The following is a 20010-nucleotide window of genomic DNA, read 5'->3' as shown; positions in this document are numbered from 1 at the left end:
CGGCGTCCGGGGCCTCGTGCCGTGCCGGGCCCGGACGGTCTGTGGGAGACTGGGGGCACGACCACATCGGCCGCCCACGCGCAGCGGGAGAGTCCGGGCGGGGGAGGGCGGACGGGCCCCACCGGGCCTCGGACCACGAGGAGCTCACCTTGTCCTTCCTGCCACGCCACCTCGGCCCGGACGCCGCCGAGACCGCGATCATGCTCGAGACCGTCGGCGCGGCCGACCTCGACGAGCTCGTCGCCCGCGCCGTCCCCGCGACCATCGCCTCCTCCGAGCCGCTGGGCCTGCCCGCCCCGATGTCCGAGCACGAGGCCCTCGCGGCCCTGCGCCGGGTCGCGGCGAAGAACCGGGTGATGACCCAGATGATCGGGCAGGGCTACGCGGACACCGTGACCCCGCCCGCGCTGCGCCGCAACATCCTCGAGAACCCCGCGTGGTACACCTCCTACACCCCCTACCAGCCCGAGATCTCGCAGGGCCGCCTCGAAGCCCTGCTCACGTTCCAGAACGCCGTCATGGACCTCACCGGCCTGGACCTGGCGAACGCCTCCCTCCTGGACGAGGCCACCGCGGTGGCCGAGGCCGTGCTCATGATGCGCCGCGCCAACCGGAAGGCCACGAGCCGGCGCGTCGTCGTCGACGCCCGGACGCTCCCGCAGACCCTCGCCGTGCTGCGCGGGCGCTGCCGGGCCGTGGGCATCGAGCTGGTCGTCGCCGACCTCGCCGAGGGGCTGCCCGAGGGCGAGCTCTTCGGGGTGGTCCTGACCCAGGTGGGCGTCGACGGCGAGGTCGTCCCCCTCGCCGAGCGCGCCGAGGAGGCGCACGCGCGGGGGGCGCTCGTGGCCGTGGCCACCGACCTGCTGGCCCTGACCCTGCTGCGCTCCCCGGGGGAGCAGGGCGCGGACATCGCCGTGGGCTCGGCCCAGCGCTTCGGGGTGCCCCTGTTCTTCGGCGGGCCCCACGCGGCGTTCCTCGCCTGTCGCAAGGGCCTCGAGCGGAACCTGCCCGGCCGCCTGGTGGGCGTCTCCACCGACTCCTCCGGCCGGCCCGCCTACCGGCTGGCCCTGCAGACCCGCGAGCAGCACATCCGCCGCGAGAAGGCCACCTCGAACATCTGCACCGCCCAGGCGCTGCTGGCCATCGTGGCCGGCGCCTACGCCGCCTACCACGGCGCGGACGGGCTCCGCGCCATCGCCGAGCGCGTGCACGGGCTGGCCGCCCGCCTGGCCACCGGGCTGACCGCGGCGGGCGTGCGCGTGGTCCACGACCCATTCTTCGACACCGTGCTCGCCGAGGTCCCCGGCCGCGCCGACGCCGTCGTGGCCGCCGCCGCGGAGCGCGGGATCAACGTCCGCCGGGCCGGCGCGGACCACGTCTCCGTGTCGGTGGGGGAGCCCCACGACGAGCGCGACGTCGACGCCGTGCTCGCGGCCTTCGGCGCCGCGGCCACGGACGACGCGGGCGGGGGCTGGGACCTGCCCGCCGAGCTGCTGCGCACCGACTCCTACCTGACCCACCCCGTGTTCACGCTGCACCGCTCCGAGACCGCGATGATGCGCTGGCTGCGCTCCCTCGCGGACAAGGACCTGGCCCTCGACCGGACCATGATCCCGCTCGGCTCCTGCACCATGAAGCTCAACGCCGCCGCGGAGATGGAGCCCATCAGCTGGCCCGAGTTCGCCTCGATCCACCCGCTCGCCCCCGAGGACCAGACCCTCGGCTGGCGCGAGCTCATCGCCCAGCTCGAGTCCTGGCTCACGGAGATCACCGGCTACGCCGCGGTCTCCGTCCAGCCCAACGCCGGCTCCCAGGGCGAGCTCGCCGGGCTCCTCGCGATCCGCCGCTACCACCTCTCCCGGGGCGACCGGCAGCGCACCACCGTCCTCATCCCGTCCTCGGCCCACGGCACCAACGCCGCCTCCGCGGTGCTCGCGGACCTGAAGGTGGTGGTCGTGGCCACCGCCGGGGACGGCTCCGTGGACCTCGAGGACCTCGCCGCGAAGATCGGGAGCGCGGAGGAGGAGCTGGCGGGCATCATGGTCACCTACCCCTCGACGCACGGCGTGTTCGAGGAGCAGATCACGGCCGTGTGCGAGGCCGTGCACGCGGCGGGGGGCCAGGTCTACGTGGACGGCGCCAACCTCAACGCCCTCATGGGCCTCGCCCGGCCGGGCCGCTTCGGCGGGGACGTCTCCCACCTGAACCTGCACAAGACCTTCTGCATCCCGCACGGCGGCGGGGGGCCCGGCGTGGGGCCCGTGGCCGTGGCGGAGCACCTCGTGCCGTTCCTGCCCGGGGACCCCGCGGCCGCGGACGGCGGGGAGGACTCCTTCCCCGTGTCCCAGGCCCGCCACGGGTCGGCCGGGGTGCTGCCGATCTCCTGGATGTACATCGCCATGACCGGCGCGGAGGGGCTCACCGCGTCGTCGCGCACCGCGATCCTCAGCGCGAACTACGTCTCCGCCCGGCTGGCCGACGTCTTCCCGACCCTCTACACGGGACCCGGCGGGTTCGTGGCCCACGAGTGCATCCTCGACCTGCGCGCGCTCACGAAGGCCTCCGGGGTGACCGCGGAGGACGTCTGCAAGCGGCTCGTCGACTACGGCTTCCACGCCCCCACCCTCGCGTTCCCGGTGGCGGGCACGCTCATGGTGGAGCCCACGGAGTCCGAGAACCTCGCGGAGCTCGACCGGTTCGTGGCCGCGATGCGCGCGATCCACGCGGAGATGACCGCCGTGGCCGACGGCGAGGTCGCGCTCGAGGACTCGGTCCTGCGCCACGCGCCGCACACCGCGGAGGTGCTCACGGCCGACGAGTGGGACCGGGCCTACCCCCGGTCCCGGGCCGCCTACCCGCTGCCCGAGCTGCGCCGGGCCAAGTACTGGCCGCCCGTGGGCCGGGTGGAGAACGCCGCCGGGGACCGCAACCTCGTCTGCAGCTGCCCGCCGGTCGAGGCGTTCGCGGCCGCGGGCTGACCCGCCGGGCCCGGCGCCCCCGGGGGCAGTGAGACCCGGAGCACGAAATTTTCCATCCTACGACCGGTGGACGCCCGCGTCCACCGGTCGTGTGGACAGGGCCGCACTTCGCGTCTATGCTGGATCTTTGCGTTGTCCCTCATTCTGCGTGCCTTCATATAGCGGTGGGCGCCCCCGGGGAGCGAACCAGCATCTCGAGTCCGCTGGCCCTCGCACACCCGTACACCCGATCGGGTACTGCGCGATTCAACTGCAGGTCTGTGGAAGGAATCCATCTTGGTCGCCTCGAGCACCGATTCGAACGTAACCGCTAACCGACCGGCCGACGGGAACATCCCGCGCCGCATCTCCTTCGCCAAGATCCATGAACCGCTGGACGTGCCGAACCTGCTGGCCCTCCAGACGGACAGCTTCGACCGTCTCGTGGGCAACGAGCGGTGGCAGGCCCGCGTCCAGCAGGCCATCGAGACCGGGGAGCAGGGCATCGCCCGCACCTCCGGCCTGTCCGACATCTTCGAGGAGATCTCCCCGATCGAGGACTTCCAGGGCACCATGTCCCTGTCCTTCTCGGAGCCGGAGTTCTACGACCCGAAGTACACCATGGACGAGTGCAAGGACCGGGACGCCACGTACTCGGCGCCCCTGTACGTCAAGGCCGAGTTCATGAACAACAACACGGGCGAGATCAAGCAGCAGACCGTGTTCATGGGCGACTTCCCGCTGATGACCGAGAAGGGCACCTTCGTCATCAACGGCACCGAGCGTGTCGTCGTGTCCCAGCTCGTCCGCTCGCCGGGCGCCTACTTCGAGCGCGGCCAGGACCGCACCTCGGACAAGGACATCTACTCCGCGAAGATCATCCCCTCGCGCGGCGCCTGGTTCGAGCTCGAGATTGACAAGCGCGACCAGGTCGGCGTGCGTCTCGACCGCAAGCGCAAGCAGTCGGTCACCGTGCTGCTCAAGGCCCTCGGCTGGAGCGAGTCCCGCATCCTCGAGGAGTTCGGGGAGTTCGACTCCATCCGGGCGACCCTCGAGAAGGACACCGTCGAGTCCCGCGAGGACGCGCTGCTGGACATCTACCGCAAGCTGCGCCCGGGGGAGCCGCCCACGGTCGACGCCGCGCAGGCGCTGCTCGACAACATGTACTTCAACTCCAAGCGCTACGACCTCGCGAAGGTCGGCCGGTACAAGATCAACCGGAAGCTGGGCCTCGACAAGGCGTTCGAGGACGAGGACGCCTCCGTGCTGTCGGTCGACGACATCGTCGCGATGATCCGCTACCTCGTCACCCTGCACGCCGGCGGCGGCACCATGAAGGGCGTGCGCGACGGCGAGCCCCGCGAGGTCGTCGTGGACGTCGACGACATCGACCACTTCGGCAACCGCCGCATCCGGGCCGTGGGCGAGCTGATCGAGAACCAGATCCGCACGGGCCTGTCCCGCATGGAGCGCGTGGTGCGCGAGCGCATGACCACCCAGGACGTCGAGGCGATCACCCCGCAGACCCTGATCAACATCCGTCCCGTCGTGGCGGCGATCAAGGAGTTCTTCGGCACCTCGCAGCTGTCGCAGTTCATGGACCAGAACAACCCGCTCGCGGGCCTGACCCACAAGCGCCGCCTGTCCGCGCTCGGCCCGGGCGGTCTCTCCCGCGACCGGGCCGGCATGGAGGTCCGTGACGTCCACCCGTCGCACTACGGCCGGATGTGCCCGATCGAGACCCCCGAGGGCTCCAACATCGGCCTCATCGGCTCGCTGGCGACCTACGGGCGGATCAACCCCTTCGGCTTCATCGAGACCCCGTACCGCAAGGTCGTCGACGGCCTCGTCACCGACGAGGTCGAGTACCTCACCGCCGACGACGAGCGCGGCGTGACGATCGCCCAGGCCAACGCCCCGCTGGGCGCGGACAACCGGTTCGCCGAGGACGCCGTCCTCGCGCGCGCCGCCGACGGCTCGGGCGAGGCCGTGCTGGTCGACCCGACCGCCGTGCAGTTCATGGACGTCTCCCCGCGCCAGATGGTGTCCGTGGCGACCGCGCTCATCCCGTACCTGGAGCACGACGACGCCAACCGCGCGCTCATGGGCGCCAACATGCAGCGCCAGGCCGTGCCGCTGCTCGAGTCCGAGGCCCCGCTCGTGGGCACCGGCATGGAGCGTTACGCGGCCCTGGACGCCGGGGACTCCGTGCTGGCCCGCAAGGCCGGCGTGGTCGAGGAGGTCTCGGCGAACCTCGTGCGCGTGCTCAACGACGACGGGACGACCACGGTCTACCCGATCAACAAGTTCACGCGCTCCAACCCGGGCAACACCTACAACCAGCGCGTCATCGTCTCCGAGGGCGATCGCGTCGAGGAGCGCTCGGTCATCGCCGACGGCCCCTCCACGGACCAGGGCGAGCTGGCCCTGGGCAAGAACCTGCTGGTCGCCTACATGTCCTGGGAGGGCCTCAACTACGAGGACGCGATCATCCTCTCCCAGCGCATGGTCTCGGAGGACGTGCTCACCTCGATCCACATCGAGGAGCACGAGATCGACGCCCGCGACACGAAGCTGGGCGCCGAGGAGATCACCCGGGACATCCCGAACGTGTCCGAGGAGGTGCTGTCCGCCCTCGACGAGCGCGGCATCATCCACATCGGCGCGGAGGTCCAGGCCGGCGACATCCTCGTGGGCAAGGTCACCCCGAAGGGCGAGACCGAGCTGACCCCGGAGGAGCGCCTGCTGCGGGCGATCTTCGGCGAGAAGTCCCGCGAGGTGCGCGACACGTCCCTGAAGGTGCCCCACGGCGAGTCCGGCACCGTCATCGGCGTGCGCGTCTTCGACCGCGACGACGAGGACGACGACCTGCCCGCGGGCGTCAACCAGGTGGTCCGGGTGTACGTGGCGCAGAAGCGCAAGATCACGGACGGCGACAAGCTCGCCGGCCGCCACGGCAACAAGGGCGTCATCTCGAAGATCCTGCCCCTGGAGGACATGCCGTTCCTCGAGGACGGGACCCCCGTGGACATCATCCTCAACCCGCTGGGCGTGCCCGGCCGCATGAACCTGGGGCAGGTCCTCGAGGTGCACACCGGCTGGCTCGCGAAGCAGGGCTGGAACATCGAGGGCGACCCCGAGTGGCTCGACCGGCTGCCGAACTTCCCGAAGCAGTCCGGCCCCACGAACGTGGCCACCCCGGTGTTCGACGGCGCGCGCGAGGAGGAGATCTTCGACCTCCTCGACCACACCAACCCGACGCGCGACGGCGTGCGGCTGATCGACCGGTCCGGCAAGGCCCGGCTGTTCGACGGTCGCTCCGGCGAGCCGTTCCCGGACCCGGTGTCGGTCGGCTACCAGTACATCCTGAAGCTGCACCACCTCGTGGACGACAAGATCCACGCGCGCTCCACCGGCCCGTACTCCATGATCACCCAGCAGCCGCTGGGCGGTAAGGCGCAGTTCGGCGGCCAGCGCTTCGGCGAGATGGAGGTCTGGGCGCTCGAGGCGTACGGCGCCGCCTACACGCTGCAGGAGCTGCTGACGGTCAAGTCCGACGACGTGCACGGGCGCGTGAAGGTCTACGAGGCCATCGTGAAGGGCGAGAACATCCCCGAGCCGGGTGTCCCCGAGTCCTTCAAGGTCCTCATCAAGGAGATGCAGTCGCTGTGCCTGAACGTCGAGGTGCTCTCGGCGGACGGCAACACCATCGAGATGCGCGATTCGGATGACGAGGTCTTCCGGGCGGCCGAGGAACTGGGCATCGATCTCTCGCACTCCGAGCCCAGCTCGGTCGAAGAGGTCTGATCCCGCTCGGTCCACCCCGACGAGACGTCAACTTTTCCAGAGAAAGAGATAAAGGACCCTCATGTCCAACGAATCTTCACTAGGCCTCATGCGGATCGGTCTTGCGACCGCGGAGGACATCCGGACCTGGTCCTACGGCGAGGTCAAGAAGCCGGAGACCATCAACTACCGCACGCTCAAGCCCGAGAAGGACGGCCTGTTCTGCGAGAAGATCTTCGGTCCCACCCGGGACTGGGAGTGCTACTGCGGCAAGTACAAGCGCGTGCGCTACAAGGGCATCATCTGCGAGCGCTGCGGCGTGGAGGTCACCCGGGCCAAGGTGCGCCGTGAGCGCATGGGCCACATCGAGCTCGCCGCTCCCGTGACCCACATCTGGTACTTCAAGGGCGTGCCCTCGCGGCTCGGCTACCTGCTGGACCTCGCCCCGAAGGACCTGGAGAAGGTCATCTACTTCGCGGCGTACATGATCACGTCGGTGGACGAGGACGCCCGCCACGACGACCTGCCGAACCTGCAGGCCGCCGTGGACCGGGAGAAGGCGCAGATGGAGTCCACCCGCGACTCCGACATCGCCGCGATCGCCCGCGACCTCGAGACCGAGCTCGGCCGGGTCGAGGAGGAGGGCGGCAAGGCCGCGGAGAAGCGCAAGCTCCGCGACTCCGCCGACCGCCAGATGGCCAACGTGCGCAAGCGCGCCAACCTGGAGATCGATCGCCTCGAGCAGGTCTGGGACCGCTTCAAGAACCTCAAGGTCAACGACCTCGAGGGTGACGAGGCGCTCTACCGCGTCATGGTGGACCGCTACGGCATGTACTTCGAGGGCTCGATGGGCGCCGAGGCGATCAAGAGGCGCCTCGAGACCTTCGACCTCGAGGCGGAGGCCGAGTCCCTGCGGGAGACCATCGCCACCGGCAAGGGCCAGCGCAAGACCCGCGCCCTGAAGCGGCTAAAGGTCGTCAACGCGTTCCTGACCACGGACAACTCCCCGCTGGGCATGGTCCTGGACGCCGTCCCGGTGATCCCGCCGGAACTGCGCCCGATGGTCCAGCTCGACGGCGGCCGCTTCGCCACGTCGGACCTCAACGACCTCTACCGGCGCGTGATCAACCGCAACAACCGGCTCAAGCGCCTGCTGGACCTGGGCGCCCCGGAGATCATCGTCAACAACGAGAAGCGGATGTTGCAGGAGGCCGTGGACTCGCTGTTCGACAACGGCCGCCGCGGCCGCCCGGTCACCGGGCCGGGCAACCGTGCGCTGAAGTCGCTGTCCGACATGCTCAAGGGCAAGCAGGGCCGGTTCCGGCAGAACCTGCTCGGCAAGCGCGTCGACTACTCCGGCCGCTCGGTCATCGTGGTCGGCCCGCAGCTGAAGCTGCACCAGTGCGGTCTGCCCAAGCAGATGGCGCTGGAGCTGTTCAAGCCGTTCGTGATGAAGCGGCTCGTGGACCTCAACCACGCGCAGAACATCAAGTCGGCCAAGCGCATGGTCGAGCGCTACCGCCCCCAGGTGTGGGACGTGCTCGAGGAGGTCATCACCGAGCACCCGGTGCTGCTCAACCGTGCCCCCACCCTGCACCGTCTGGGCATCCAGGCGTTCGAGCCGCAGCTCGTCGAGGGCAAGGCCATCCAGCTCCACCCGCTCGTGTGCGGCGCGTTCAACGCCGACTTCGACGGCGACCAGATGGCCGTGCACCTGCCCCTGTCCCCGGAGGCCCAGGCCGAGGCGCGCATCCTGATGCTGTCCTCGAACAACATCCTGAAGCCCTCGGATGGCAAGCCGATCGCCCTGCCCTCGCAGGACATGATCATCGGGCTGTACCACCTCACCACCGTCCGCGAGGGCGAGGAGGGGGAGGGCCGCTCGTTCTCCTCCGTGGCCGAGGCGATCATGGCCCACGACGCCGGCCGGCTGCACCTCAACGCGCTGTGCCGGATCGAGCTGGACGACTTCGTGCCGTTCGAGGGCTGGGAGGCCCCCGAGGGCTGGGAGCCGGGTCAGCCGGTGCTGGTGCAGACCACGCTGGGCCGCGTGCTGTTCAACGAGACGCTGCCCGAGGACTACCCCTGGGACGAGGCCGTCGCGGACAAGAAGCACCTCTCCGCGCTGGTCAACGACCTCGCGGAGCGGTACCCGATGGTCACCGTGGCGCACACGCTGGACGAGCTCAAGGACGCCGGGTTCCACTGGGCGGCCCGCTCGGGCGTGACCGTGGCGATCTCGGACATCGCGACCCCGCCGGAGAAGCCCGCCATCATGGAGGGCTACGAGGCGCAGGCCGCGAAGATCCAGGGCCAGTACGACCGCGGTCTGATCGACGACGACGAGCGCCGCTCGGAGCTCATCGACATCTGGACCAAGGCCACGGACGAGGTCGCCCAGGCCATGCAGGCGAACCTGTCCCCGCTGAACACCATCAACCGCATGGTGTCCTCCGGCGCCCGAGGCAACTGGATGCAGGTCCGCCAGATCGCCGGCATCCGTGGGCTCGTGTCCAACCCCAAGGGCGAGATCATGCCCCGCCCGATCAAGTCCTCGTACCGCGAGGGCCTGTCCGTGCTGGAGTACTTCATCGCGACCCACGGCGCCCGCAAGGGCCTGGCCGACACCGCTCTGCGCACGGCGAACTCGGGCTACCTGACCCGTCGTCTCGTCGACGTCTCCCAGGACGTCATCGTGCGGGAGGCGGACTGCATGACGGAGCGCGGCCTGAACCTGCCGCTCGCCGACGTGCAGGAGGGCGGGTCCCGGGTGCTGCACGAGGACATCGAGAACACCGTGCACGGCCGGGTGCTCGCGGTGGACGTCGTGGACGCCAACGGCGAGATCCTAGCCGAGGCCGGCACGGACCTCTCCGACGGGCTCATCAGCGCCCTGTTCGCGGGCGGGGCCGACACGGTGCGCGTGCGCTCCGTGCTGACCTGCGAGTCCGCGGTGGGCGTCTGCGCGGCCTGCTACGGCCGCTCGCTGGCGTCCAACCAGCTGGTGGACATCGGCGAGGCCGTCGGCATCATCGCCGCGCAGTCCATCGGCGAGCCGGGCACGCAGCTCACGATGCGCACCTTCCACACCGGTGGTGTGGCGTCCTCGGACGGCGACATCACCCAGGGTCTGCCCCGTATCCAGGAGCTCTTCGAGGCCCGCACGCCCAAGGGCGTCGCGCCGATCTCGGAGGTCGCCGGGCGGGTCAGCATCGAGGACACCGAGAAGGCCCTGAAGCTCGTCGTGACCCCGGACAACGGCGACGAGGCGATCGGGTACCCGGTGCTGCGCCGCGCCAAGCTGCTCGTGACCGAGGGCGACCACGTCGAGGTCGGCCAGCAGCTGGTCTCGGGCGCCGTCGACCCCAAGGAGGTGCTGCGCATCCGCGGTCCGCGGCAGGCGCAGAAGCACCTCGTGGACGAGGTGCAGCGCGTGTACCGCTCCCAGGGCGTGGGCATCCACGACAAGCACGTCGAGGTCATCGTGCGGCAGATGCTGCGCCGCGTGACGATCATCGAGTCGGGCGAGACGGACCTGCTGCCGGGCGAGCTCGTCGAGAACGTGCGCTTCCTGGAGGCCAACCGCAAGGCCGTGGCCGAGAGCAGCCGGCCGGCCGCCGGCCGTCCGGAGCTGATGGGCATCACCAAGGCCTCGCTGGCCACCGACTCGTGGCTGTCGGCCGCGTCCTTCCAGGAGACCACCCGCGTGCTCACGCAGGCGGCCATGGAGGGCAAGTCCGACCCGCTGGTGGGCCTCAAGGAGAACGTGATCATCGGCAAGCTGATCCCGGCCGGCACCGGGCTCGCGCGGTACAACAACATCGACGTGGAGCCGACGGAAGAGGCGAAGGCCTCGCTGTTCACGGAGCCGGGCTCGTTCTCGGACTTCAGCTACGCGGAGGAGAACTCCTCGCCCGCCGAGTTCCAGGCGATCCCGCTGGAGGACTACGACTTCGGCTCCAACTGAGGTCGGCGTCCCGCGCAGGACGTGATCACCCTTGTGGTCACCACGGCAGCCCCGTTCCGGAAGAAGCGTCTTCCGGGGCGGGGCTGCCCCCGTCCCGCGGCCGGCCACGGGGCTGGGCCGCGGACCAGGAAGGAGCCCCAGGAGTCACCATGGCGAACTCACCCACCGGGGAGTCCGTGCTCGAGCGGGCGGACCGGATCCTCGCGGCGTTCACGGCGGAGGACTCCCGGCTGACCGGGGGCCGGATCGCGGCCCTCACCGGGCTGCCCACCGCCACCGCGCACCGGCTCGCCCGGGACATGGCCCGCCAGGGCTGGCTCGAGCGGGTGGAGGGCGGGCACTACGTGGTCGGCACCCGGCTGTGGGAGCTGGTCAACCGCTCCTCGCGCGAGCTCGGCCTGGCGCGCGCCGCCCGCCCCTTCATGGGCGACATCCACGCGGTGCTGCGCCAGCACGTGCAGCTCGGCATCGTGGAGGGCCGCGAGGTCCTGCTCGTGGAACGGCTCTCCCACCCCCGGGCGGTGCCCGTCCGGTCGGAGGTGGCCGGCCGGCTGCCCCTGCACCTGTCGGCCACGGGCCTCGTGCTGCTGGCGCACGCCCCCCAGGACTACCAGGAGGAGTACCTGCAGGGGCCCCTCACCGCGTTCACCGAGCTCTCGCCGACCGACCCCGCGGTGCTGGCCGCGGAGCTCGAGCGGATCCGCGGCGCGGGCCACGCCCTGCAGACCGGCTATCTCGAGGCCGGCACGGCGGGCATCGCCGTCCCCATGCGGGGGCGCGGCGACCAAGTGGTGGCGGGCCTGGGCGTCATCACCCCGGCGGGCGACCCGGCCGCGCGGGCCGGGGCGATCGTCCAGGCGCTGCACACGGCGGCGCACGGCATCCGCCGGACCCTGCGGGACGCCCCGCGCTGAGACGGGCCGCGGCACCGGCTCCCGGGCACACCGCGCCCGTCGCCCCCGCATCCCGTTCAACGGGACGACTGTGGTGCCGCCCACAGGCCGCTGAGACACTGGACACGATTCCCGTCGTATCACCAGGAGCACTCATGAGCGCACAGCGCACCGTTCTCAGCACGCAGGTCGGCATCGTGGGCGGCGGCCCGGCCGGGCTGATGCTGGCCCACCTGCTCGGCCGCGCCGGCATCGACAGCATCGTGGTCGAGAGGCGCGACAAGGACACCATCCACACCACCCACCGGGCGGGCATCCTCGAGGCGCCCACGGTGCGGATGCTGACCGACTCCGGCGTCGACGGGCGGGTGCTCACGGAGGGCCACGAGCACGAGGGCACCGTGCTGCGCTTCGAGGGGGAGAGCCACCGGATCGACTTCAAGGAGCTCGTCGGCGAGTCCGTGTGGCTCTACCCGCAGAACGAGGTGTTCCTGGACCTGGCCGACGCCCGGGAGCGCGACGGCGGCGACGTCCGCTGGTCCGTCACGGACACCGAGGTGGTCGACCTGACCACCGACCGGCCCGGCATCCGCTTCACCGACGCCGCGGGCGAGGACTTCGAGATCCGCTGCGACATCCTCGTGGGCGCCGACGGGTCGCAGAGCATCTGCCGCCGCGCCATCCCGGAGCAGGAGCGCACCGACAACTTCATCGAGTACCCCTTCGCCTGGTTCGGCATCCTCGCCGAGGCCCCGCCGAGCGCCCCGGAGCTCATCTACTCGAACTCCGAGCACGGCTTCGCCCTCATCTCCCAGCGCAGCGGGACGGTCCAGCGGATGTACTTCCAGTGCGACCCCGAGGAGGACGTCGACGACTGGGACGACGAGCGGATCTGGGCCGAGCTCCAGCGCCGGGTCGAGGGCCCTGACGGGCTCCGGCTACAGGAGGGCCCCATCTTCGACAAGACCGTGCTGAAGTTCCGCTCCTACGTCTGCGAGCCCCTGCGCCACGGCAACCTGTTCCTCGTCGGCGACGCCGGCCACACCGTCCCCCCGACCGGCGCCAAGGGCCTGAACCTCGCGTTCTGCGACGTCCGCGTGCTCGCCCCGGCGATCGTCGAGTTCTTCCGCTCGGGCGACGGCACCGGGCTGGCCGGGTACTCGGCCACGGCGCTGGAGCGGGTGTGGAAGGCGCAGAACTTCTCCTACTGGGCCACCCACCTCATGCACACCCAGCCGGGGGAGAACCCCTTCAACCAGAAGCGCCGGCGCGGCGAGTTCAAGGCGATCACCGGCTCCGAGCGCGGCGCCGCCTACTTCGCGGAGTCCTACACCGGCTGGCCCGACGACCGCTGACCCCCGGCCCCGCCGGGGCCTTCCCACTGTGACCCCACAATAAGTTCGCACAGTGAACACATGTGCGAATGCTGCACCGGATGCGCTAGCCTCGGAGAGTTCGCCGCGGACGCGCCGACCACCGCGCCCGCCGGTGCGGCAGCCACCTCGCAACAAAGGAGCTGAACCATGACCGACCAGGACCAGGGGCCGGAGGAGTCCTTCGTGCACCTCACCCCGAAGGGCCCCGACGACGCGGCGGACACGCAGGCCGACCTCGACCGCGAGATGGCCGGCATCAGCGCCGACTACAGCGCGTCCGGCCGCACCGAGACGCAGCCGCGGCTGGACTACGCGCCCTACCGCAGCTCGATCCTGCGGCACCCCACCAAGGATCTGCACCACGCGGACCCGGAGACCATCGAGCTGCACGCCCCCGCCTTCGGCGAGAGGGACGTGCACCGGCTCGAGTCGGACCTGACCATCCAGTCGGGCGGGGAGCCCATCGGCGAGCGGATCAAGATCCGCGGCCGGGTCCTCGACGGCGACGGCCGGCCCGTGCGCCGCCAGCTCGTGGAGATCTGGCAGGCCAACGCGGCCGGGCGGTACATCCACAAGCGGGACCAGCACCCGGCTCCCATCGACCCGAACTTCACCGGCGTGGGGCGCTGCCTGACCGGCGACGACGGCTCCTACGAGTTCGTCACCATCAAGCCCGGGCCGTACCCCTGGAAGAACCACCACAACGCCTGGCGGCCCGCGCACGTGCACTTCTCCCTGTTCGGCACGGACTTCACCCAGCGGATGATCACCCAGATGTACTTCCCCTCGGACCCGCTGTTCGCGCTGGACCCGATCTTCCAGTCCATCGTGGACCCCGAGGCCCGCCGCCGGCTCGTGGCCGACTACGATCACGGCGCGTCCGAGCACGAGTGGCTGCTCGGCTACACCTGGGACATCGTGCTCAGCGGCTCGAACCGCACCTGGACGGAAGGCGACTCCAATGTCTGAGACCCCCGCACTCCCGGCCACCCCCGGCCAGACCATCGGGCCGTTCTTCGGCTACGCGCTGCCCTACGACAAGGGCGAGCTGCTGGTCCCGCTCGGGCACCCGCAGGCGGTGCGCCTGCACGGCACGGTGACCGACGGCGACGGCGACCTCGTGCCGGACGCCATGCTCGAGATCTGGCAGGCCGACGGCAACGGCGACGTGCCCACCGCGACCGGCTCGCTCGTGCGCGACGGCTACACCTTCACCGGTTTCGGCCGCGCGTCCGTCGACAACGAGGGCCACTACACCTTCACCACCGTGGACCCGGGGCCGACCGAGCCCGGCAAGGCGCCGTTCATCACGCTGACCGTCTTCGCCCGGGGCGTGACGAACCGGCTGTTCACCCGCATCTACCTGCCGGAGGACACCGAGGCCCTCGCGAACGACCCGCTGCTGCGCTCCCTGCCCGAGGACCGCCGCCGCACCCTGGTCGCCGAGCGGGAGGCCGACGGCTCCCTGCGCTTCGACCTCCGGCTCCAGGGCGAGGGCGAGACCGTCTTCCTCACCTACCCGAACCTCGAGGCGTGACCGCTCCGTGCGGGGGCCCCGGACGCCCCGGGCCCCCCGCACGGCACCACCCCGCCACGGACGACCCGACGACCACCGAAGGAGGACCCGCATGACCGACTCCGGGCTGCTCCGCCCCGGAGCCCACCGGGGTGACGCGCACACGGACGACACCGCGGTGCTCCAGGCGCTGCTCGACGTCGAGGCCGCCTGGGTCGCCGCGCAGGCGGACGCCGGACTCGCCCCGCGCGCCGCCGCGGCGTCCGCGCGTGCGGCCGCCCGCGCCGCCGACTACGACGCCGGGGACATCGCCCTGCGCGCCGAGGGCGGCGGCAACCCCGTCATCCCGCTCCTCGCCGACTACCGGCGCCGGCTGGGGGAGCTCGACCCCGGCGCCGTGCGCTTCGTGCACCGCGGCCTGACCAGCCAGGACGTCATGGACACCGCCATGATGCTGCTGGCCCGGCGCGCCGCCGTCCTCCTCGACGAGCAGCTGTCCGACACGGCCGACGCCCTGGCCCGGCTGGCGGACGACCACCGCGGCACCGTCCAGGCCGCCCGCACCCTGACCCAGCACGCGCTGCCCACCACCTTCGGGCTCAAGGCCGCCGGCTGGCTGGCCGGGCTGCAGGACCTCGAGGCGGACCTCGCCGGGCTCGCCCGGCTCCCGGTGTCCTGCGGCGGCGCCGCCGGCACCCTCGCCGGCAGCCTCGCGCTCTTCCCGGGCGCCCCCGACGCCGCCGAGCAGGCCCTCGAGCTCGCCCGCCGGTGGGCCGACGATCTCGGCCTGAGCCTGCCGCCGCACGTGTGGCACGCCACCAGGCGGCCGGTGCTGCGCACCGGCGAGACCTTCGCGGCGGTCTGCGCGGCCCTCGGCCGGATCGCCAACGACGTCCTGCTGCTGTCCCGCCCCGAGCTCGGCGAGCTGCGCGAACCGGCCGCCGAGGGCCGCGGCGTGTCCTCGGCGATGCCGCAGAAGCAGAACCCGGTGCTGTCCGTGCTGCTCAAGCGCACCGCCCTGACGGCGCCGCAGCTCGTGGCCCAGCTCCACGTCGCCGCCTCCCAGTTCGTCGACGAGCGCCCCGACGGCGCCTGGCACACGGAGTGGCCGGCGCTGCGGGAGCTCGCCCGGCTCGCCGTCGCGGCGTCGTCGCACGCGGCCGAGCTCACGGCCGGGCTTACCGTGCAGAGCGCCCGGATGCGGGCCAACCTGGACGCGTCGGGTCCCGCCGTGCTCGCCGAGCGGATCAGCGCGGAGCTCGCGCCCCTGCTGTCGCCCGCCGCCGACGGCGCCACAGGGCGGCAGCGCGTGCAGGCGGTCGTGCGCGAGCACGCGACCGACGGGCCGGGCATGCTCGACGCCCTCGTGGGCCTCGCCGCCGGCACCGCCCTGGCCGACGGCACCCCCGTGGACCGGGACGTCGTGGCCGGGCTGCTCGACCCCGCCGGGTACCTCGGGGCCAACGACCTGCTGATCGACCGCGTGCTCGCGCAGCACCGCCGGTCCGCGAACGACCGTCCGTCCACGACTCGGACCCGCCCAGGAGCACCCGCATGACCGTCCCCGTCCTGACCCTCGTCGAGTTCTCGACCCGCCGGGCCCCGTCGCCGCGGGCGCCCCTGCTGGTGCTCGGCCCCGGCCTCGGCACCTCCGCCGCCTCGCTGTGGTCCGCCGCGGCGCGCCTGCTGGAGGCCGACCTGCGCGTGGTCGGCTGGGACCTCCCCGGCCACGGCGGCTCCGCGCCCACCGACGAGCCGTTCGGCACCGCCGAGCTGGCCCGGGCCGTGCTCGACGCCGTGGACCGCTACCGCGAAGCCGCCGGCGTCGAAACCGGAGGCCCGTTCTACTACGCGGGCACCTCCCTCGGCGGCTGCGTCGGCCTCCAGCTGCTGCTCGACGCGCCGCACCGGCTGGCGGCGGCCGTGCTGGTGGGCACCGCCGCCCAAGTGGGGGAGCCCGCCGCGTGGTCCGAGCGCGCCCGGCTCGTGGCCGCCGCCGGCACCCCCACCCAGATCATGGGCTCCGCGCAGCGGTGGTTCGCCCCGGGCTTCATCGAGCGGGACGCGGTCACGACCACCGGGCTGCTGCACGCCCTCCAGGACGCGGACCGGTTCTCCTACGCCCGGGCCTGCGAGGCCCTCGCCGGCTTCGACGCGACCGGGCGCCTCGGCGCCGTCGACGTCCCCGTGCTCGCCGTGGTCGGCGCGCAGGACGCCGCCACGCCGCCCGACGCCGCGGCGGAGCTGGCCGGGGCGACCGGCGGCCGCCTCGTGGTCGTCGAGGACGCGGGCCACCTGGTGCCCGCCGAGGCCCCGCAGGACGTGGCGCGCCTGCTGGACGAGCACATCGGCGCCCACCCACCCCACCACGAAGGAGCACGAGCATGAGCGGCAATCCCCGGCGCACCGAGCAGGAGGCCCACGCGGACGGCATGACCGTGCGCCGCGAGGTGCTCTCCGACGCCCACGTGGACCGCGCCGAGGCCGGCAAGGACGCCTTCACCGCCGAGTTCCAGGACTTCATCTCCCGCTACGCCTGGGGCGAGATCTGGACCCGGCCGGGACTGGACCGGCGGATGCGCAGCGCCGTGACCCTGACCGCGCTGATCGCCGCCGGGCACTGGGAGGAGTTCGAGATGCACGTGCGCGCCGCCCTGCGCAACGGCCTGGAGCGGGACGAGATCAAGGAGATCCTGCTCCAGTCGGCGATCTACCTCTCCGTGCCCTCCGCCAACAACGCCTTCAAGCACGCCAAGCAGGTCCTCGACGCCCTCGACACCGAGGACTCCGGGGCGCCCCCGGCCCCCTGACCTGGCGGACCTCCGACCTGCCGGCCCTCCGACCACCCGATTCCGACACCCCGTGACCGACGTGCAACGACGCAAGTGAGGAACACCATGACCGAGGCCTACATCTACGACGCCGTGCGGACCCCCTTCGGCCGCTTCGGCGGCGCCCTGGCGGGCGTGCGCCCCGACGACCTGGCCGCCCTGGTGATTGGCGAGCAGGTCCGGCGCGCGTCCGCGCTGGACCCCGCCGCGATCGACGAGGTCGTGCTCGGCAACGCCAACGGCGCCGGCGAGGAGAACCGCAACGTCGCCCGCATGGGCACGCTGCTGGCCGGCCTGCCCGTCGAGCTCCCCGGCACCACCGTCAACCGCCTGTGCGGGTCGTCCCTGGACGCCGCGATCATCGCGTCCCGGCAGATCAACGCGGGCGAGGCCGACCTGATGCTCGTCGGCGGGGTCGAGTCCATGAGCCGAGCCCCCTGGGTGCTCCCGAAGACGGAGAAGCCCTACCCGGCCGGCGACCTGACCCTCGCCTCCACCACGCTGGGCTGGCGCCTCGTGAACCCGAGGATGAACCCGGAGTGGACCGTGTCCCTGGGCGAGGCCACCGAGCAGCTCGCCGAGCGCCACGGCATCACCCGCGACCGGATGGACGAGTTCGCGTTCCGCTCCCACCAGCTCACCCAGCAGGCGTGGGACGAGGGCTTCTACGACGACCTCACCGTCCCGGTCCCCGGCACCGAGCTGACCCGGGACGAGTCCGTCCGCGCGTCCTCGACGGTCGAGAAGCTGGGCGGGCTCAAGACCGTCTTCCGCCCGGCGGAGCAGGGCGGCACCGTCACCGCCGGCAACGCCTCCCCCCTCAACGACGGCGCCTCCGCGGCGCTGCTGGGCTCCGAGAAGGCCGCCGAGCTGACCGGCCTGCAGCCCCTCGCCCGCATCGCCGGACGGGCCGCCGCGGCCAACGAGCCGCAGTTTTTCGGCTTCGCCCCGGTCGAGGCCGCGAACCTGGCGCTGCGCCGCGCCGGGATCACGTGGGACGACGTCGCAGCCGTCGAGCTCAACGAGGCCTTCGCCGCCCAGTCCCTCGCCTGCGTCGACGCGTGGGGGATCGACCCCGCGAACGTCAACCGGCACGGCGGCGCCATCGCCATCGGCCACCCCCTCGGGGCTTCGGGCACCCGCATCCTCGGCACGCTCGCGAAGTCCCTGCGGGCCTCCGGGGCCCGCTGGGGCGTGGCGGCCATCTGCATCGGCGTGGGCCAGGGCCTCGCCGTCGTGCTCGAGAACCAGAACGCCTGAGACCCGTGCGGGACCCGGGCGGAGAAGACCACCGAAGGAAGGCACAACGCATGCTGAACATCGCAGAGAGCTGCGCGCAGGCCGTGGCCCCGATCCACGACGGCGCCGTCGTCATGATCGGCGGCTTCGGCGTGGCCGGCCAGCCCGTCGAGCTGATCGACGCGCTCATCGAGCACGGGGCCACCGACCTGACGGTCGTGAACAACAACGCCGGCAACGGCGACGTGGGCCTGGCCCGGCTGATCCAGCTCGGCCGCGTGCGGAGGATCATCTGCTCCTTCCCGCGCCAGTCCGACTCCTGGCACTTCGACGAGAAGTACCGCGCCGGGCAGATCGAGCTCGAGGTCGTGCCCCAGGGCAACCTCGCCGAGCGGATCCGCGCCGCCGGCGCCGGCATCGGGGGGTTCTTCACCCCCACCGGCTACGGCACCCTGCTCGCGGAGGGCAAGGAGGTCCGCGAGATCGACGGCCGCCACTACGTGCTCGAGCACCCCATCAAGGCCGACTTCTCACTGACCAAGGCGCACGTCGCCGACCGGGCCGGCAACCTCGTCTACCGCAAGACGGCCCGCAACTTCGGCCCGATCATGGCCGCCGCCGCCACCACCTCCATCGTGCAGGTCGCGGAGGTCGTGGAGCGCGGCGGGCTGGACCCCGAGGCCGTCGTGACCCCCGGCATCTACGTGGACACCGTCGTGCGGATCGACGCATCCGCCCAGACCGACCCCCGAGAGGACATCTGAGATGAGCGAGAACACCGTGGACACCGTGCCCAGGACCTCCGAGACGCCCCTCGCCCCGGAGGAGCTGGCCCGCGTGGTGGCCCGCGACATCCCCGCCGGCTCCTACGTCAACCTCGGCATCGGCCAGCCCACCCTGGTCTCCAACTACCTGAGCGCCGAGGACGACGTCACCCTGCACACCGAGAACGGGATGCTCGGCATGGGCCCCGAGGCCCACGGCGACGAGGTCGACGCCGACCTCATCAACGCCGGCAAGATCCCCGTGGTCGAGACGCCGGGCTGCTCCTACTTCCACCACGCGGACTCCTTCGCCATGATGCGCGGCGGGCACCTGGACTACTGCGTGCTCGGCGCCTTCCAGGTGGACCGGACGGGCAACCTCGCCAACTGGCACACCGGCAGCCCGGACGCGATCCCCGCCGTGGGCGGGGCCATGGACCTGGCCACGGGTGCGAAGATGACCTTCGTGATGATGTCCCTGCTGACCAAGAAGGGCCGGTCCAAGCTCGTGGAGCAGTGCACCATGCCGCTCACCGGCGTCGGCTGCGTCTCCCGGATCTACACCGACCAGGCCGTGTTCCTCCTCGAGGAGGGCGGCGTGACGGTGCGCGAGACCTTCGGCACGAGCTTCGAGGAGCTCCAGCAGGTCGTCGACGTCCCGCTGCGGCCCGCCCGCTGAGC

The 20010-nt window shown here is 71.8% G+C and carries 13 protein-coding genes; all 13 read left to right on the top strand.

The genetic code is table 11. The annotated features are described in order from the left end of the window. Nucleotides 1-149 precede the first annotated feature (149 nt). The 13 genes from gcvP (at nt 150) to RF647_RS16900 (ending at nt 20008) form a co-directional block, all read left to right on the top strand. The gene (gcvP, locus tag RF647_RS16960; protein WP_368812739.1) at nt 150-2978 is read left to right on the top strand and encodes an aminomethyl-transferring glycine dehydrogenase; all 2829 of its coding nucleotides are present in this window, start codon (nt 150-152) and stop codon (nt 2976-2978) included. A 276-nt stretch (nt 2979-3254) separates the two neighbouring features. After that, nucleotides 3255-6764, top strand: coding sequence for a DNA-directed RNA polymerase subunit beta (gene rpoB, locus RF647_RS16955; protein WP_368812738.1), 3510 nt, complete (start codon nt 3255-3257; stop codon nt 6762-6764). Nucleotides 6765-6825: 61 nt separating this feature from the next. Further along, nucleotides 6826-10710 carry a DNA-directed RNA polymerase subunit beta' gene (locus tag RF647_RS16950; protein ID WP_368812737.1) on the top strand — a complete coding sequence of 1295 codons (3885 nt, stop codon included), beginning with the start codon at nt 6826-6828 and terminating at the stop codon, nt 10708-10710. Nucleotides 10711-10859: 149 nt separating this feature from the next. Then, nucleotides 10860-11624 (top strand): IclR family transcriptional regulator, encoded by a 765-nt coding sequence (locus RF647_RS16945; RefSeq protein WP_368812736.1) that lies wholly within the window; start codon nt 10860-10862, stop codon nt 11622-11624. A 134-nt stretch (nt 11625-11758) separates the two neighbouring features. Then, nucleotides 11759-12958, top strand: a complete 1200-nt coding sequence (locus tag RF647_RS16940; protein ID WP_368812735.1) for a 4-hydroxybenzoate 3-monooxygenase — start codon at nt 11759-11761, stop codon at nt 12956-12958. A 168-nt stretch (nt 12959-13126) separates the two neighbouring features. Then, nucleotides 13127-13948 carry a protocatechuate 3,4-dioxygenase subunit beta gene (pcaH, locus tag RF647_RS16935; protein WP_368812734.1) on the top strand — a complete coding sequence of 274 codons (822 nt, stop codon included), beginning with the start codon at nt 13127-13129 and terminating at the stop codon, nt 13946-13948. Then, nucleotides 13941-14516: a protocatechuate 3,4-dioxygenase subunit alpha gene (pcaG, locus tag RF647_RS16930; RefSeq protein ID WP_368812733.1), complete on the top strand. Its 576-nt coding sequence runs from the start codon at nt 13941-13943 to the stop codon at nt 14514-14516. Before pcaH ends, pcaG begins: the two co-directional genes overlap by 8 nt. Before the next feature lie 91 nt (nt 14517-14607). Next, nucleotides 14608-16053 (top strand): lyase family protein, encoded by a 1446-nt coding sequence (locus RF647_RS16925; protein ID WP_368812732.1) that lies wholly within the window; start codon nt 14608-14610, stop codon nt 16051-16053. After that, nucleotides 16050-16883 (top strand): alpha/beta fold hydrolase, encoded by an 834-nt coding sequence (locus tag RF647_RS16920; protein WP_368812731.1) that lies wholly within the window; start codon nt 16050-16052, stop codon nt 16881-16883. The genes RF647_RS16925 and RF647_RS16920 overlap by 4 nt, the downstream gene beginning before the upstream one ends. Then, nucleotides 16880-17305, top strand: a complete 426-nt coding sequence (gene pcaC / locus RF647_RS16915; RefSeq protein ID WP_368812730.1) for a 4-carboxymuconolactone decarboxylase — start codon at nt 16880-16882, stop codon at nt 17303-17305. Before RF647_RS16920 ends, pcaC begins: the two co-directional genes overlap by 4 nt. An 87-nt stretch (nt 17306-17392) precedes the next feature. Continuing rightward, entirely contained in the window at nt 17393-18586 is a 1194-nt protein-coding gene (locus RF647_RS16910; protein WP_368812729.1) for an acetyl-CoA C-acyltransferase, read from the top strand. A 50-nt stretch (nt 18587-18636) separates the two neighbouring features. Beyond that, entirely contained in the window at nt 18637-19329 is a 693-nt protein-coding gene (locus tag RF647_RS16905) for a 3-oxoacid CoA-transferase subunit A (RefSeq protein WP_368812728.1), read from the top strand. A 1-nt stretch (nt 19330) separates the two neighbouring features. Continuing rightward, nucleotides 19331-20008, top strand: a complete 678-nt coding sequence (locus RF647_RS16900; RefSeq protein ID WP_368812727.1) for a 3-oxoacid CoA-transferase subunit B — start codon at nt 19331-19333, stop codon at nt 20006-20008. Nucleotides 20009-20010: the final 2 nt, after the last annotated feature.

The organism is Kocuria sp. CPCC 205263 (assembly GCF_040981075.1).
GTDB classification, from domain to species: Bacteria; Actinomycetota; Actinomycetes; order Actinomycetales; family Micrococcaceae; genus Kocuria; species Kocuria rosea.
This window is presented reverse-complemented; position numbering and strand designations above follow the sequence as displayed.

Coding starts and splice junctions, on each gene's coding strand:
- RF647_RS16940 (WP_368812735.1), top strand. CDS start 11,759: ATGAGCGCACAGCGCACCGTTCTCAGCACGCAGGTCGGCATCGTGGGC.
- RF647_RS16900 (WP_368812727.1), top strand. CDS start 19,331: ATGAGCGAGAACACCGTGGACACCGTGCCCAGGACCTCCGAGACGCCC.
- pcaH (WP_368812734.1), top strand. CDS start 13,127: ATGACCGACCAGGACCAGGGGCCGGAGGAGTCCTTCGTGCACCTCACC.
- RF647_RS16910 (WP_368812729.1), top strand. CDS start 17,393: ATGACCGAGGCCTACATCTACGACGCCGTGCGGACCCCCTTCGGCCGC.
- RF647_RS16945 (WP_368812736.1), top strand. CDS start 10,860: ATGGCGAACTCACCCACCGGGGAGTCCGTGCTCGAGCGGGCGGACCGG.
- RF647_RS16920 (WP_368812731.1), top strand. CDS start 16,050: ATGACCGTCCCCGTCCTGACCCTCGTCGAGTTCTCGACCCGCCGGGCC.
- pcaG (WP_368812733.1), top strand. CDS start 13,941: ATGTCTGAGACCCCCGCACTCCCGGCCACCCCCGGCCAGACCATCGGG.
- RF647_RS16950 (WP_368812737.1), top strand. CDS start 6,826: ATGTCCAACGAATCTTCACTAGGCCTCATGCGGATCGGTCTTGCGACC.
- RF647_RS16925 (WP_368812732.1), top strand. CDS start 14,608: ATGACCGACTCCGGGCTGCTCCGCCCCGGAGCCCACCGGGGTGACGCG.
- pcaC (WP_368812730.1), top strand. CDS start 16,880: ATGAGCGGCAATCCCCGGCGCACCGAGCAGGAGGCCCACGCGGACGGC.
- RF647_RS16905 (WP_368812728.1), top strand. CDS start 18,637: ATGCTGAACATCGCAGAGAGCTGCGCGCAGGCCGTGGCCCCGATCCAC.